The organism is Halomonas sp. JB37, assembly GCF_002332255.1.
GTDB classification, from domain to species: Bacteria; Pseudomonadota; Gammaproteobacteria; order Pseudomonadales; family Halomonadaceae; genus Vreelandella; species Vreelandella casei.
Genome location: NZ_NRGW01000001.1, coordinates 3,651,651 through 3,665,345 on the forward strand (window position 1 = coordinate 3,651,651; position 13,695 = coordinate 3,665,345).

General features: G+C 57.3%; 13 protein-coding genes. 12 read left to right on the forward strand and 1 reads right to left on the reverse strand.

All coding sequences use genetic code 11. From position 1 onward, the window contains the following. Window positions 1–6: 6 nt before the first annotated feature. From fmt to CIK78_RS16995, 6 genes are all read left to right on the forward strand, one after another. Window positions 7–1,023 (forward strand): methionyl-tRNA formyltransferase, encoded by a 1,017-nt coding sequence (gene fmt / locus CIK78_RS16970; RefSeq protein ID WP_096282079.1) that lies wholly within the window; start codon window positions 7–9, stop codon window positions 1,021–1,023. Beyond that, window positions 1,020–2,357, forward strand: coding sequence for a 16S rRNA (cytosine(967)-C(5))-methyltransferase RsmB (rsmB, locus tag CIK78_RS16975; protein WP_096282080.1), 1,338 nt, complete (start codon window positions 1,020–1,022; stop codon window positions 2,355–2,357). The genes fmt and rsmB overlap by 4 nt, the downstream gene beginning before the upstream one ends. Window positions 2,358–2,419: 62 nt before the next feature. After that, window positions 2,420–2,626, forward strand: a complete 207-nt coding sequence (locus CIK78_RS16980; RefSeq protein WP_096282081.1) for a dodecin — start codon at window positions 2,420–2,422, stop codon at window positions 2,624–2,626. Window positions 2,627–2,810: 184 nt separating this feature from the next. Then, window positions 2,811–4,184 carry a Trk system potassium transporter TrkA gene (gene trkA / locus CIK78_RS16985; protein ID WP_096282082.1) on the forward strand — a complete coding sequence of 458 codons (1,374 nt, stop codon included), beginning with the start codon at window positions 2,811–2,813 and terminating at the stop codon, window positions 4,182–4,184. Window positions 4,185–4,236: 52 nt separating this feature from the next. Then, window positions 4,237–5,685 carry a TrkH family potassium uptake protein gene (locus tag CIK78_RS16990; protein WP_096282083.1) on the forward strand — a complete coding sequence of 483 codons (1,449 nt, stop codon included), beginning with the start codon at window positions 4,237–4,239 and terminating at the stop codon, window positions 5,683–5,685. Between the two features lie 46 nt (window positions 5,686–5,731). Further along, complete coding sequence (locus tag CIK78_RS16995; RefSeq protein WP_096282084.1) at window positions 5,732–7,024, forward strand: TraB/GumN family protein; 1,293 nt, start codon at window positions 5,732–5,734, stop codon at window positions 7,022–7,024. 18 nt (window positions 7,025–7,042) lie between these two features. Here the strand turns inward: CIK78_RS16995 and CIK78_RS17000 are convergent, their stop codons facing one another. Then, entirely contained in the window at window positions 7,043–7,837 is a 795-nt protein-coding gene (locus CIK78_RS17000) for a tRNA-uridine aminocarboxypropyltransferase (RefSeq protein WP_096282085.1), read from the reverse strand. A 164-nt stretch (window positions 7,838–8,001) separates the two neighbouring features. Here CIK78_RS17000 and bioB point away from each other — a divergent pair, with 164 nt between their 5' ends. Genes bioB through bioA form a run of 6 tightly spaced genes read left to right on the forward strand, consistent with a single transcriptional unit; the run spans window position 8,002 to window position 13,689 of the window. Next, complete coding sequence (bioB, locus tag CIK78_RS17005; RefSeq protein ID WP_096282086.1) at window positions 8,002–9,078, forward strand: biotin synthase BioB; 1,077 nt, start codon at window positions 8,002–8,004, stop codon at window positions 9,076–9,078. After that, the gene (gene bioF / locus CIK78_RS17010; RefSeq protein ID WP_096282087.1) at window positions 9,065–10,213 is read left to right on the forward strand and encodes an 8-amino-7-oxononanoate synthase; all 1,149 of its coding nucleotides are present in this window, start codon (window positions 9,065–9,067) and stop codon (window positions 10,211–10,213) included. The genes bioB and bioF overlap by 14 nt, the downstream gene beginning before the upstream one ends. Continuing rightward, the gene (locus tag CIK78_RS17015) at window positions 10,210–10,956 is read left to right on the forward strand and encodes an alpha/beta fold hydrolase (RefSeq protein ID WP_096282088.1); all 747 of its coding nucleotides are present in this window, start codon (window positions 10,210–10,212) and stop codon (window positions 10,954–10,956) included. The genes bioF and CIK78_RS17015 overlap by 4 nt, the downstream gene beginning before the upstream one ends. Next, a complete protein-coding gene (locus CIK78_RS17020; protein ID WP_096282089.1) occupies window positions 10,953–11,735 on the forward strand; it encodes a methyltransferase domain-containing protein in 783 nt (260 codons plus the stop codon). Before CIK78_RS17015 ends, CIK78_RS17020 begins: the two co-directional genes overlap by 4 nt. Continuing rightward, complete coding sequence (gene bioD, locus CIK78_RS17025; RefSeq protein ID WP_096282090.1) at window positions 11,732–12,421, forward strand: dethiobiotin synthase; 690 nt, start codon at window positions 11,732–11,734, stop codon at window positions 12,419–12,421. Before CIK78_RS17020 ends, bioD begins: the two co-directional genes overlap by 4 nt. Then, window positions 12,418–13,689: an adenosylmethionine--8-amino-7-oxononanoate transaminase gene (bioA, locus tag CIK78_RS17030; RefSeq protein WP_096282091.1), complete on the forward strand. Its 1,272-nt coding sequence runs from the start codon at window positions 12,418–12,420 to the stop codon at window positions 13,687–13,689. The genes bioD and bioA overlap by 4 nt, the downstream gene beginning before the upstream one ends. The last annotated feature ends 6 nt before the right edge of the window (window positions 13,690–13,695 follow it).

Here is a 13,695-nt window from a genome sequence, read left to right on the forward strand (position 1 = left end):
CTCTTTATGTCACGATTGCGCGTTGTTTTTGCCGGCACGCCTGAATTCGCCGCTTCAAGTCTTGCAACGCTGCTGGAAAGCCAGCATGACGTGGTGGCGGTTTATACGCAGCCCGACCGCCCTGCCGGGCGTGGTCGCAAACTCACGCCCAGCCCGGTGAAACAGCTGGCGTTGGAGCACGACCTGCCGGTGTATCAGCCTCAGAGCCTAAAAGAGCCCGAGCCTCAAACCGAACTGGCCGCGCTTAATGCAGACATCATGGTGGTGGTCGCCTATGGGCTGCTGCTTCCTCAAGCGGTGCTGGATATACCACGATTAGGCTGCATCAATGTGCACGCTTCGCTGCTCCCCCGCTGGCGCGGCGCGGCGCCCATTCAGCGGGCCATTGAAGCGGGTGATAGCGCCTCCGGCGTGACCATCATGCAGATGGATGCTGGCCTGGATACTGGCGCGATGTTGTCAGAAGTGCGCACGTCTATCACGTCGCACACCACGGGTGGTGATTTACACGACCGCCTCGCGACTCAAGGCGCGAACGCCCTTATGCACGTGCTGGACTCCCTGACCACCGATAGCGTTCATGCCACACCACAGCCTGCAGATGGCGTCACCTATGCCGCCAAACTGAGCAAGGCCGAAGCGGAGCTCGATTTTGCTCAGCCGGCTCAGCTGCTAGCCCGCAAAATCCGCGCGTTCAACCCCTGGCCTGTGGCCTGGTGTGCCCTGGGAGATGAACGCCTTCGGCTGCTGATGGCGAGCGTGGAAGAAGGCGACCATGCCGCCCATGCCCCAGGCACCCTGCTAGACCACGGCGATGATCACCTGAGGATTGCCTGCGGTGTCGAAGGTCGCGAGGTGCTATGCGTGAGCAGCGCGCAGCTGCCCGGCGGTAAAGCCATGGCCGTACGCGACTTATTGAATGCGCGCCACGCGCGTCTTGCCACCGGCACTCGCCTCGGCGCTCGTATTGACACTCGTTTTGGTAAACCAGCAGCACAGTCCAGCGAAGGAAACTCACGATGAACCAAAAGCGCTCCCCACAAAGCGGCGGCAGTGGCCAAGAAGTACGCGCCGCTGCAGCGCGCGCGCTGGCCCCGGTGCTCAGCGACCAAGGCTCACTGGCTGGATTAGATGATCACAGCGTAGTGGCTCGCGATCGCGGGCTGCTAAAAGAACTTTGCTTTGGCACCTGTCGCCGCTTACCGCGTTTGGAAGCCTTAGCCAGCGTGCTGCTTAAGCAGCCGTTTAAGAAGCGCGACAGCGATGTTCAAGCGCTGCTACTGATCGGTATTTATCAACTGCTGTACATGCGCATTCCGGCCCATGCGGCCGTCGGTGAGACAGCGGGCGCTGCACGCCTACTCAACAAAGAGTGGGCCACTCGCGTTTTAAATGGCTGCTTACGCCGCCTGCAGCGCGAGTCCGAAGCGCTCCAGGCGCAGGTAGACCAGGATGAGAACGTCGCGCTAGAACATCCGCCTTGGCTGCTCAATGCGCTGCGTCAGGCATGGCCTGAGCAGTGGCGCGACATCATTGAGGCCAACAACCACGCAGGCCCGATGACATTAAGGGTGAATCAGCATCACAATGACCGTGAAGCCTATTTAGCCCTACTGACCGAACAAGGCCTGACGGGTCAGCTATGCCTGCATGCCCCCGACGCTATCACTCTGGAAACGCCCTGCGACGTCACGGTACTGCCCGGTTTTGAAGACGGCCACGTTAGCGTTCAAGATGAAGCGGCCCAGCTGTCGGCGGCGTTACTGGGGCCCGCGCTTGCGCCACGCCCCGGCGCTCGCGTGTTGGATGCTTGCTGTGCACCCGGCGGTAAAACAGCCCATTTGCTTGAGCAGTTTGATATTCAGCTGACCGCAATTGATAGCGATAACCAGCGCCTAGCGCGCGTGGAAGATACGCTAAGCCGTTTAGGCGTTGAAGCCGTGCTGCAACATGCCGATGCCACCGAGCGCGAGTGGTGGAGCGGCACACCGTTTGATGCCATTTTGCTCGATGCGCCTTGCTCGGGCACTGGCGTTATCCGACGCCATCCGGATATCAAAAAACTGCGCCGTAAGGACGATATCCGCTCGCTGGCCAAGCTTCAGCGTCAGCTGCTAGACAATCTTTGGCCCATGCTGCGCGAAGGCGGCACGCTGCTGTACGCCACCTGTTCTGTGCTGCCGGAAGAAAACGCTGAACAGATTGAGGCGTTTCTTGCTCGCACCCCCGATGCCCACGTTACGACGCCTAACGACGTCGCCTGGGGCATTGTCAGCGGTGCAGGTCGTCAATTGTTTCCTGCCGTGAGCAGTCACGATGGCTTTTTTTATGCCAGACTAGAAAAGCGCACTGCCTAGCCGTGGCTACGTTGTTATCGCCCTAGCCTGAGCAGTGAATTTATGACAAGGAAGGAGATATCATGAGTCATCATACCTACAAGCATGTAGAGCTAACCGGGTCTTCCGAGAAAGGCATCGAGGAAGCAGTACAAAACGCTCTGGCCAAAGCATCGCAGACGATTGAACATATGCGCTGGCTAGAAGTGATTGATACCCGTGGCCACATTGAAGACGGCCAGGTAGCGCACTGGCAGGTCACGGTGAAGGTCGGCTTCACGCTAGAGTAATACCCACCTGCTTTTCAGCGGCGGCTAGTTTACACTGGCCGCCGTCTTTATTGCAGCGCATGATAGACGCCCTGGCCCAAAGCACTCGTTCATAAACGCCAGGGTTTTGAAGGAAGGAGTCAAAAGGCCGCCTCTCGGTCTTTCGACATCGCGCTGGTGCTTTTAACGGAACCGATGCTCAGCAATGAAAATCATCATTCTTGGCGCCGGCCAGGTCGGCGGCACCTTAGCAGAACACCTCGCTCGCGAAGAAAACGACATCACCGTCGTCGACACTGATGCCAAAAAACTGCGCGAGCTACATACCAAACTCGACATCCGTACCATCACGGGGCCGGGTTCTTATCCTATAGTGCTGCGCCAGGCGGGCTGTGAAGACGCCGATATGTTGATCGCCGTGACGAACAGCGACGAGATCAACATGATCGCCTGCCAGGTAGCGCACACGCTGTTTCGTACGCCCACCAAAATCGCCCGGGTACGGGCCACGGCGTACTTGACCCGCAAAGGGCTTTTTGCCCACGAAGCCATTCCCATTGATGTACTGATCAGCCCAGAGCAGGTGGTCACCGACCACGTACGCCGTTTGATTGAGCATCCAGGGGCGCTGCAGGTACTGGAGTTTGCCGGTGGGTTGGTTCAGCTGGTGGCGGTTAAGGCCTTTTACGGCGGCCCGCTGGTGGGTCAGGATCTCGCCTTTCTGCGCCACCACATGCCCAATGTAGACACCCGCGTAGCCGCTATTTACCGACGTAACCGGCCGATCATTCCGCGTGGTGATACCGTGATTGAAGCCGACGACGAAGTGTTTTTCCTGGCCGCCCGCCGCGACATTCGCGCGGTAATGAGCGAGCTGCGCCGAGTCGAACGCGACTTTCGCCGCGTCGTCATCGCCGGTGGCGGCAATATCGGCGAGCGGCTGGCAGAGCACTTAGAGCACAGCCACCAAGTCAAGATCATCGAGCACAACCTGGAGCGCTGCACCACGCTTTCGGAACGTCTGGACCGTACCGTCGTACTGCACGGCAGCGCCACCAGCAAGCGCCTGCTGGAAGAAGAGAACATTGAAGAGTGCGATATCTTCTGCGCGCTGACCAACGATGACGAGGTCAATATCATGTCATCGCTGCTCGCCAAGCGCCTAGGGGCGAAAAAAGTGCTCACGCTGATTAACAACGCGGCGTACGTGGATTTGGTCCAAGGCGGCGAAATCGATATTGCAATCTCCCCTCAGCAGGCCACCATCGGCAGCCTGCTCACCCACGTACGTCGCGGCGACATCGTTAACGTGCACTCGCTGCGTCGCGGAGCGGCCGAAGCAATTGAAGCCATCGCCCATGGCGACAAGCAGTCTTCCAAAGTAGTCGGACGTGCCATTCGTGACATCGACCTACCCGATGGCACCACCATCGGCGCAATTGTACGCGGCAAAGAGGTCATTATTGCCCACGGCGATGTCATGGTAGAGAGCGGCGACCACGTGATTCTGTTCGTGATCGATAAGCGGCGTATCCGCGATGTAGAGCGCCTGTTCCAAGTTGGTTTAACATTCTTTTGATAACCCCAGCATCACTGCCACCCAGAACGAATAACAGGAGCATGCGACAACCATGAGTCTGCGGGTTATTTTGCGCATTTTGGGGCTGCTGCTGATGCTCTTCAGCCTTACCATGCTGCCTCCCACGCTGATGTCACTATGGTTTCGCGACGGCGTGTGGAGTGCCTTTATCATCGGCATTGCGATTTCGGTCGCCACGGGGCTATTGCTGTATTTACCCAACCGGCACTCTCAAAAAGAGCTGCGGATCCGTGATGGTTTTATTATCGCCGTGATGTTTTGGACGGTGCTGGCGCTGTTTGGCTCGCTGCCGCTGATGCTGTTTGGAGATGGCTCGTTAAGCATTACCGACGCGGTGTTTGAGTCGTTCTCCGGCTTAACCACCACCGGGGCAACGGTAATTACCGGCATCGACTTCTTACCCGAATCGATTCTTTATTATCGTCAGCAGCTCCAGTGGCTAGGCGGCATGGGGATTGTGGTATTGGCGGTGGCTATTTTGCCCACCCTTGGCATTGGCGGCATGGCGCTTTATCGTACCGAGATCCCGGGGCCGCTCAAAGACTCCAAACTCACCCCCCGCATCACCGAAACAGCGAAAGCCCTGTGGTACATCTACGCCACGCTGACGATCGCCTGCATGATTGCGTATATGCTGGCGGGCATGAGCTGGTTTGATGCGCTGAGCCACAGCTTTTCCACCGTTGCCAACGGTGGTTTTTCTACGCATGACGCCAGTATCGGCTATTTCGATAGCGCAACGATTGAAATGATCTGTGTCGTCTTTATGCTGATATCAGCCTTTAGCTTTAGCCTGCATTTTATCGCTTGGCGTGAAAAAAGCCTGCTGCACTACTTCCATGATCCGGAAGCACGCTTTTTAATGCTCTTCCTGCTCGCCCTGGCGGTGATCACGGTGCTGTCGCTCTGGCTGACAAATACCTACGAAACGGAGCGCGGTTTACGGCACGGGATTTTCCAGGTGGTGTCTGTCGCCACGACCGCCGGTTATAGCGTCGCCGACTTCTCGATGTGGCCCGGCGCGCTGCCGTTTTTACTCTTTGTCGCAGCCTTTGTGGGCGGCTGTTCCGGCTCGACGGCGGGCGGCATGAAAGTCATACGGATTATTTTGATCCTTAAGCAGGGCATGCGTGAAATCATGCGGCTGATTCACCCCAACGCGGTGATTGCGGTGAAAGTCGGTAAAGTCAGCGTTCCCGACGGCATTGCCCAAGCCGTGTGGGGTTTCTTTTCCGTTTACGTCCTGCTGTTCTTTTTAATGCTGGTAGGAGTAATGGCGACCGGCGTAGATCAAGTGACGGCTTGGTCGACGGTTGGGTCAGCGCTCAACAATCTTGGCCCCGCACTGGGTGAAGCCAGCACTAACTATGGCGACTTGCCTAGCCTCGCAAAATGGATATTGGTGATGGCCATGCTGCTAGGACGTCTGGAAATTTTTACGGTACTGGTGCTTTTTACTCCCGCCTTCTGGCGACGTTAAATATCACACATCAGGCCTACTTATTTGATCGACTTGAGAGCCGTTAATGAATCACGAAGACACGTTCCCTGAAGAAGCGTCTGGTAACGATACGCCGGACACACAGACACCACCGCTGGAAGCAGCGCCGGCCTCACTCCCGGCCACCAGCGGGCCGCTAAAAACAATTGCCATTGGCGATACCCGCTATACGCTGCTGGGCACTGCCCACGTATCAGCAGAGAGCGCGGACGACGTGCGCAAGCTGCTGGACAGCGGCGCGTTTGATGCCGTGGCTATTGAGCTCTGTGATGCCCGCCATCACAGCATGTCCAACCCAGATGCCATGGGCGAGCAGGACCTGTTCCAAGTATTTAAAGAAGGCAAAGCGGGCATGGTGGCCGCAAGCCTTGCGCTGGGCGCTTTTCAGCAGCGCATTGCCGATCAGTCCGGCATTCAGCCTGGGGCAGAAATGCGCGCGGCGGTGGAAGAAGCTAGCCGGCTGCAGCTACCGCTTCTGCTGGTTGACCGCGATGTGGGCCTGACGCTAAAACGCATTTATCGCAACGTGCCGTGGTGGCAGCGCTTCTCGCTATTTTCAGGCCTTATCGGCAGCGTGCTATCACGTCAGGATGTTTCCAAAGAGGATATCGAAAAGCTCAAAGAAGGCGATATGCTTGAGGCAACGTTCAATGAGTTTGCCGCCGAATCTGAAGCGCTTTATGCGCCGCTTATTCGCGAGCGTGACCGCTATATGGCGCTACGCTTGGCAGAAGATGCCCCTCCGGGGCGCTACCAGCATGTGCTGGTGGTCATCGGCGCAGGCCACCTGAAAGGTACCGTTGAGCATCTTGAAGCGCCGCTGCCCGCTGACCCTAAGGTTGAGCGCGAATCACTTGAAGCGACCCCGGCGCCAACGAAACTCTGGAAAATTCTGCCGTGGCTGATTACCGCGCTGGTGTTAACAGGCTTTGCCGTCGGCTTCTCGCGCAACACCGGCCTTGGCTGGCAGCTGGTTCTTGAGTGGTTCTTGATTAACGGGATTCTTGCGGGCGGTGCGACCATTATCGCTTTAGCACACCCGGTGACCGTGATCGCCACCTTCTTCGCCGCCCCGCTGACATCACTGAATCCGACGATTGGCGCAGGCTTCGTGGCTGCGGGTGTTGAGCTTTACATGCGTAAACCCAAAGTGCGCGACTTCTCAACGTTGCGCCACGATGTCACGCAGCTAAAAGGCTGGTGGAAGAACCGCGTATCGCGCACCTTGCTAGTCTTTATTCTCGCCACTCTCGGCTCAGCAATAGGCACCTGGGTGGCAGGCTTTAGAATTGCCGGTGCGTTATTTGGCAGTGCGTAAAAGCGCTCTTCGTAGCGCTCACTCCTCTGTGAGCGCTACGTCTCGCTGTGCAGAAAGACGCCGCATGGCGGCGGTCGGCGGGTCTATTTTGTGATGCAGTCGGCTCGCCGCATAGCTATCGTTAAACACATCAAAATAATCATCTAACCTATCCGCAGCGGCGATATCACCGCCCTGGCGCAGCAGCTCGATGGCCACTTCTGCCGTACACAGATGCGCTTTAGACGCGGGCTTTCTTAACCGATAGCGGGTTTCACGCTCGGTATGTAACGGCAGAATCGGCAATTTATCCAAATAGACGCTTCTGCGAAACATGCGCCGCGCCTGACGCCAAGTGCCGTCTAAAATAATAAACACCGGAATGCGCGCCTGGCTTTTAGCTTCTTCAACCGCCTCCAGCCCCACTACTCTATCGGCGTAATCTGCCTGATCGTCTGGAAAAATCAAAAAAGGCGCATAGCGCGGATCTTCCAGCAGTGCCAGCAAGCATGCATCTGGCGCCATCCTATACCAGGTAAACACCTGCGTCGTCGTCAGCACATCGCGTATCAAACGCCCGGTGTTAGTCGGCTTAAAATGTTCGAGTGGGTGGGTCAATAGCCATACCTGCGCGTGGCTCTCAGCCTTCACCTGGTACGGGCACAAACAGTTCATAACGGGAAGCTGGCAAGCCTCACAGCGCGTCACAAAACTGCCGCGCGCTTTGAACTCACGCCGAGGTGGACGCGGATATTCGGCAACGGAGCCGTCGCCATGTCCAGAAAAACCAGGCCCAGAAGAATCAGTATCAACGGGGCGATCAAAAGCAGACATCCGCGCTCTCAAGTGTGGAAAAGGGCGCAGAGTATAAAGGAGCGCGCGCTATCTTGACGAATATTTCCATCGCCACCGTAAACCTAAAAACTTTCCAACGTTGACACATAAAGCGCAACGCCGCTAAAGTCTCGTCAACTATTAAAACCCAAAAGGTTTACATCATGTCATTAGCCCGCGAAAAACGCCTTAGTCAGCGTCACGACTGGACGCTGGATGAAATCAACGCGCTTTTCGCGCTACCGTTTAACGACCTACTGTTTCAAGCCCAGCAGGTTCATCGTGCCCACTTTGACGCTAACGCGGTGCAGATTTCGACGCTACTATCGATTAAAACCGGCGCCTGCCCAGAAGACTGCAAATACTGCCCCCAGTCCGGCCACTACAATACCCAGCTTGAAAAAGAGAAACTGCTGGAAATCGAGAAAGTCGTCGAACAAGCCAAAGCGGCTAAAGAAGCCGGTGCGAGCCGTTTTTGCATGGGAGCAGCGTGGCGAAGCCCGCGCGATAAGGATCTATTGTTAGTCGAAGAGATGGTGCGTCAGGTCAAGGCGGTCGGTCTGGAAACCTGCATGACGCTGGGAATGGTGGACGGTGAGCAAGCTAGCCGGCTTGCCACGGCGGGCCTTGATTACTACAACCACAACCTGGATACCTCGCCGGATTACTACGCTGAAATCATCACCACCCGCACCTACAGCGACCGCCTGGAAACGCTGTCTAACGTCCGCGACGCGGGCATGAAGGTTTGCTCCGGCGGTATTCTTGGCATGGGCGAAGAGGCCAACGACCGCAGCGCCCTGCTGCAACAGCTGGCCAAGCTGTCGCCGCATCCGGAGTCCGTACCGATCAACATGTTGGTCAAAGTGCCCGGCACGCCGCTGGAAAACGTCGAAGATTTAGATCCCATTGTATTTATCCGCGCTATTGCGGTCGCCCGCATTATGATGCCGCAAAGCCACGTGCGGCTATCCGCCGGCCGTGAGCAGATGAACGAGTCGACCCAGGCGCTGGCATTTTTGGCCGGGGCCAACTCGATCTTCTACGGCGACAAGCTGCTGACGACCAGCAACCCTCAGGCGAATCGCGATCGTGCGCTGTTTACTAAGCTTGGCCTTCACCCTGAAACACGCGACACCTGTGAAAGCGACGCTATCCACGCCGCCCGTCTCGCTCAGCAAGCGCAGCAGCAGGTGCACGCCGAACGCGTGGCAGAGTTAGCGGTGGATGTCAGTGCTTGATGCCTGGCAACAACGGCTAGACGATGCACGCACGGATCGTCAGCGGCAACACCGTTGGCGAACGCGCCAAGCACTGGCGCGTGACACGCTCGACTTTGCAGGTAACGACTACTTGGGTCTTGCCCACGATCCACGTGTCAGCGAGGCCCAGGCCGAAGGCGCACGGCGTTTCGGGGCAGGGGCCGGTGCCTCCCATTTGGTCAGCGGTCACTTGGATGTTCACGATGCGCTGGAAGAAGCCTTGGCAAGCTGGACGGGGCGGCAGCGGGCGCTGCTTTTTTCCACTGGCTATATGGCGAATATTGGCGTGCTGCAAGCACTGGCGGATAGCCACACGGCTATCTTTCAAGACCGCCTCAACCACGCGTCATTACTGGATGGAGCCACCTTAAGCGGCGCGCGCTCCAGGCGCTATCATCATCGCAATATGAACGACCTGGAAAATCTGCTGAAGCGCAGCGATAGCGTGCATAAGCTCGTCATCAGCGATGGAGTCTTCAGCATGGACGGCCATATCGCCGATATTGGGGCGCTAGTAACAGTAAGCCAACGCCATAACGCCTGGCTGATGATCGACGATGCCCACGGCGTAGGAATACTCGGCGACGAAGGAAGTGGCTGTGTGGGCAGCACCTGGCGTAGTGACGATGTGCCGGTTTTGGTCGGCACGCTAGGCAAAGCATTGGGCACTGCAGGAGCATTTGTGGCCGGGGATGCCGCGTTAATCGATCATCTGATTCAGTTTTCACGCAGCTACATCTACACCACCGCTCAGCCCCCGGCCATTGCCAACGCAACCCTCAAAGCGCTGGAGATCGTTCAGCAGGAACCAGAACACCGTGCCCATCTGAACGCTAACATCGCTTACTTTCGCCATGAGGCGTTGCACTTGGGGCTATCGCTCAGCGATTCGTCCACCCCTATTCAGCCACTAATATTAGCAGACGAGTCGCGCACGCTGCGTTGGGCCGCTCAGTTACGAGAACAAGGTATACATGTAGGTGCGATTCGACCACCCACGGTGCCTAAGGGCGAAGCCCGGCTACGTATTACTCTTAGCGCACGCCATCAGCACGAGGATATTGATCGACTGCTGGCGGCACTTCACGACTGCCAGCAGCAGGAATCGCTATGAAACGCCTGCGCTTAATACTGCTTTCAGGCTGGGGAGTTGATAGCCGTATATGGCGACCGCTACAAGCTTACTGGCCAGACTCTTTTGAGATTAAGGCTATTGAGTGGCCTGGCTATGGCGATACCCCTGAGATAAAAAATCATGCAACGCTGACACAGTTAGCCGACGCTATGGTATCGGCATTATCCAGCAATGCGGTATGGGTCGGCTGGTCATTAGGCGGGCTACTGGCAACGGCGCTACTTGAACACCTTCCCCCACCACGCGGCCTAATTCTGCTCGGTACGGGCGATACTTTCTGTTCCCGAGGCGAAGACAGTGCCAGCGGCGGTGTCGCTACTAGCGAGCTAAATGCGTTCCAACGTGCCTTTCAGCGCGAACCTATCGCGACGTGGCAACACTTTTTGCGCTGGCAGGCGCAAGGAGAGCCCAACCCTCGGCAGGCATATCGGCAACTACGTGGCTTGCTGGGCGATACGCCACCCGCCGACAACACCACCCTTGCTACCGGCCTGCAGTGGCTGGCGTCGATTGATAATCGCTCACGCTTAGCGGCATCCCCCTGCCCGGCTGTACGCCTCACCGGCGAATATGATCCCTTCATTAGCCGCGCTCAGCACCGTATAAGCGAAACGCTAAGCGGTGTCGGACATTGCCCTATGCTCTCCCAGCCGCAGGCTCTCGCGGCGTCGATTATCCGCCATGCGACCCAGATAGCTCATGCCAACATGGCGATTTTATGATAGATCTAACGCTGAACAGCGAAGTTCACTGGCAGGCGCGAGTCGCCCACGCTTTCTCCCGAGCCGCTCCTCGCTACGATGCGCTAGCCACTGCGCAGCACCAAATAGGCGAGATACTTTGGGGTTCGTTACCTACCCATGCTTTTAACGTGTTGGATATGGGGTGCGGCACCGGCTACTGGGCCCAGCGATTGGCAACCCGTTACTCCCGCGCGCATATCACTGGATTAGATTTAGCGCCCGGCATGCTGGAACAGGCCCGCCAGCGCCACGGTGAAAGCATCGACTGGCAACCAGGCGACGCTGCCGCCCAGCCATTTGATGAGCGTTCATTTGATCTGGTATTTTCCAATCTAGCGGTGCAGTGGTGTCCCGATATTGGCGCCGTCATGAATGAACTCTACCGCGTGTTACAGCCTGGTGGGCAAGCGCATATCACGACACTACTGCCAGGAACGTTGAAAGAAGTTGCCCAAGCCTGGCAGAGACCCGAAGCACTGCTAAAAACGCCTGATCAGGCAAGTGTCGTGCAGGCCATCGCTAAAAGCCGCTTAACGATTATTCAGCAGACTGCGTCGACTGAGCGTTTCTACTATCCCGACCTAACGGCCGTCATGGCGTCCATTAAAGGTGTGGGAGCACAGCTTGCCCGATCGCACACCCCTCTTACGCGAGCTGACATCGCCACCGCACAAGCGCGCTTTGAGCAACTGCGCGAGCGGATGGGTCTGCCGGTGAGCTATCGCTGTTTAACCCTGCATTTGGAAAAACCGCTATGAACGTCTGGTTTGTTACGGGCACCGATACCGATGCGGGTAAAACATTGGTGACCAGCGCGTTGCTATATGCCGCCCACCAGCAGCAATTGAGCACGCTGGGCCTTAAGCCGGTGGCCTCCGGCAGTAAGCAGACAAGCGATGGCTTGCGTAACGATGATGCTTTGGCACTACAGCGACAGAGCGTGCCCTCAGTCGACTACGCCACGGTGAACACCATCACTTTTGCGCCCGCTATAGCGCCTCATCTCGCTGCGATAGAAACAGGCCAACCGCTGAAAGCCAGCGCCATTACTCACTTACTGCGCAAAACGTTTACCCAAACACCGAGAGACTTCACGTTGATTGAAGGCGCAGGCGGTTGGCGGGTCCCATTAAACGCCCAGGAAGATTTCGCCGACCTGGCAATCGCCCTCAAGCTGCCGGTGATTCTGGTCGTCGGCTTGAAGCTAGGCTGTTTGAATCATGCCCGCTTAACGGCAGAAGCCATTCGTGCCAATGGCCTGCAGCTCGCAGGTTGGGCAGGCAGCGTGGTCGACCCCGCCTTTGCCGCCGACTCAACTCGCTTTGAGGCCAATATTGCCCACTTAAAAACGAGGCTAGCGGCCCCCTGCTTAGGCATTATCCCCCACCTTGATGCCCCCGAGGCCGCGACTGCCGCCCCCTATCTCTCCCTGGAGCCGTTATGAATACGCCGGTTTGGCATCCTTATTCACATCTAAAAACACAAGCACCCGCGCCCAAGGTGGTTGGCGGTGAAAGCGCTCACTTTGTGCTTGAAAGCGGTGAACGCCTGCTGGATGCCACCTGTTCCTGGTGGTGCATGATCCACGGCTACGGCCACCCGCGCTTGGTGGCGGCTATTCGTGAGCAGGCCGGCGAGCTGTGCCATGTCATGCTTGGCGGCTTAATCCATGAGCCCGCCGACCAGTTGGCTCGGGAACTAGTGCGCATTACGCCCGCTGGGCTGAATCACGTTTTCTATTCGGACAGTGGTTCGGTGGGCATGGAAGTGGCGATGAAAATGGCCCTCCAGTATCAAGTGCTCACCGGCAACCCTGGCAAGGCAAAGATGCTTTCGCTGATGAAGGCGTACCACGGCGACACCACCGGCTGCATGGCGGTCTGCGACCCAGAAGAAGGCATGCACAGCCTTTTTTCAGGCCTGCTGCCACAGCATCATTTTGCCCCGGCACCTACGGCTCCTTTTGATGCCACCGCAGAGCAGGTTGAACACGATCTTCATGCTCTGCGAGGTGTGCTTGAGCAATATCATCACGAGATCGCAGCGCTATTGATGGAACCGTTACTGCAGGCTGCTGGCGGGCTCAACATGACGTCACCGGGCTATGTTGCTGGCGCCAGGGCACTGTGCGATGAGTTTGGCGTGCTACTGATTTTCGATGAGGTAGCTACCGGCTTTGGCCGCACCGGCAAGCTGTTTGCTGCTGACCACGCGAACGTCACGCCGGATATTATGGTGCTCTCCAAAGGCTTAACCGGCGGCTATCTGGGTCACGCCGCCACTCTGGCGACGGATCGCGTCCACAACGCTTTTATCGGTGACAGCCCTCAGCATGCTTTTATGCACGGCCCCACGTTTATGGGCAATCCGCTCGCCTGTCGCGTGGCGCTGGAGAGTCTGCGTGTATTTGAGGAAGAGAATTACCTGGGCAAAATCGCGAGACTCAGCCAGCAGCTGCAACATGAACTACTGGAAGACCAAGCGCTAAACGCACATCCAGCCGTTGCCGACGTTCGAGTACTCGGTGCCACCGCTGTGATCGAGGCGCACTCTGCAGAGACGCTAAAAGGCGTAGGAGACTTTGCCCGCGCAAGCGGCGTTTGGCTGCGCCCTATTGGTCGCTGGCTGTATACCATGCCCGCCTATATCACCTCTGAAGCGGAAATCACCCAGATTACCGACGTCATGAAAGCGTGGTTTTTAAGGGCTTAATAAAGC

Excerpts from the sequence above, each read along its gene's own strand:
- rsmB (WP_096282080.1), top strand. The coding sequence starts at position 1,020 with ATGAACCAAAAGCGCTCCCCACAAAGCGGCGGCAGTGGCCAAGAAGTA.
- trkA (WP_096282082.1), top strand. The coding sequence starts at position 2,811 with ATGAAAATCATCATTCTTGGCGCCGGCCAGGTCGGCGGCACCTTAGCA.
- CIK78_RS17000 (WP_096282085.1), bottom strand. The coding sequence starts at position 7,837 with ATGTCTGCTTTTGATCGCCCCGTTGATACTGATTCTTCTGGGCCTGGT.
- fmt (WP_096282079.1), top strand. The coding sequence starts at position 7 with ATGTCACGATTGCGCGTTGTTTTTGCCGGCACGCCTGAATTCGCCGCT.
- CIK78_RS17020 (WP_096282089.1), top strand. The coding sequence starts at position 10,953 with ATGATAGATCTAACGCTGAACAGCGAAGTTCACTGGCAGGCGCGAGTC.
- CIK78_RS17015 (WP_096282088.1), top strand. The coding sequence starts at position 10,210 with ATGAAACGCCTGCGCTTAATACTGCTTTCAGGCTGGGGAGTTGATAGC.
- bioD (WP_096282090.1), top strand. The coding sequence starts at position 11,732 with ATGAACGTCTGGTTTGTTACGGGCACCGATACCGATGCGGGTAAAACA.
- bioA (WP_096282091.1), top strand. The coding sequence starts at position 12,418 with ATGAATACGCCGGTTTGGCATCCTTATTCACATCTAAAAACACAAGCA.
- bioF (WP_096282087.1), top strand. The coding sequence starts at position 9,065 with ATGTCAGTGCTTGATGCCTGGCAACAACGGCTAGACGATGCACGCACG.
- CIK78_RS16980 (WP_096282081.1), top strand. The coding sequence starts at position 2,420 with ATGAGTCATCATACCTACAAGCATGTAGAGCTAACCGGGTCTTCCGAG.
- CIK78_RS16995 (WP_096282084.1), top strand. The coding sequence starts at position 5,732 with ATGAATCACGAAGACACGTTCCCTGAAGAAGCGTCTGGTAACGATACG.
- CIK78_RS16990 (WP_096282083.1), top strand. The coding sequence starts at position 4,237 with ATGAGTCTGCGGGTTATTTTGCGCATTTTGGGGCTGCTGCTGATGCTC.
- bioB (WP_096282086.1), top strand. The coding sequence starts at position 8,002 with ATGTCATTAGCCCGCGAAAAACGCCTTAGTCAGCGTCACGACTGGACG.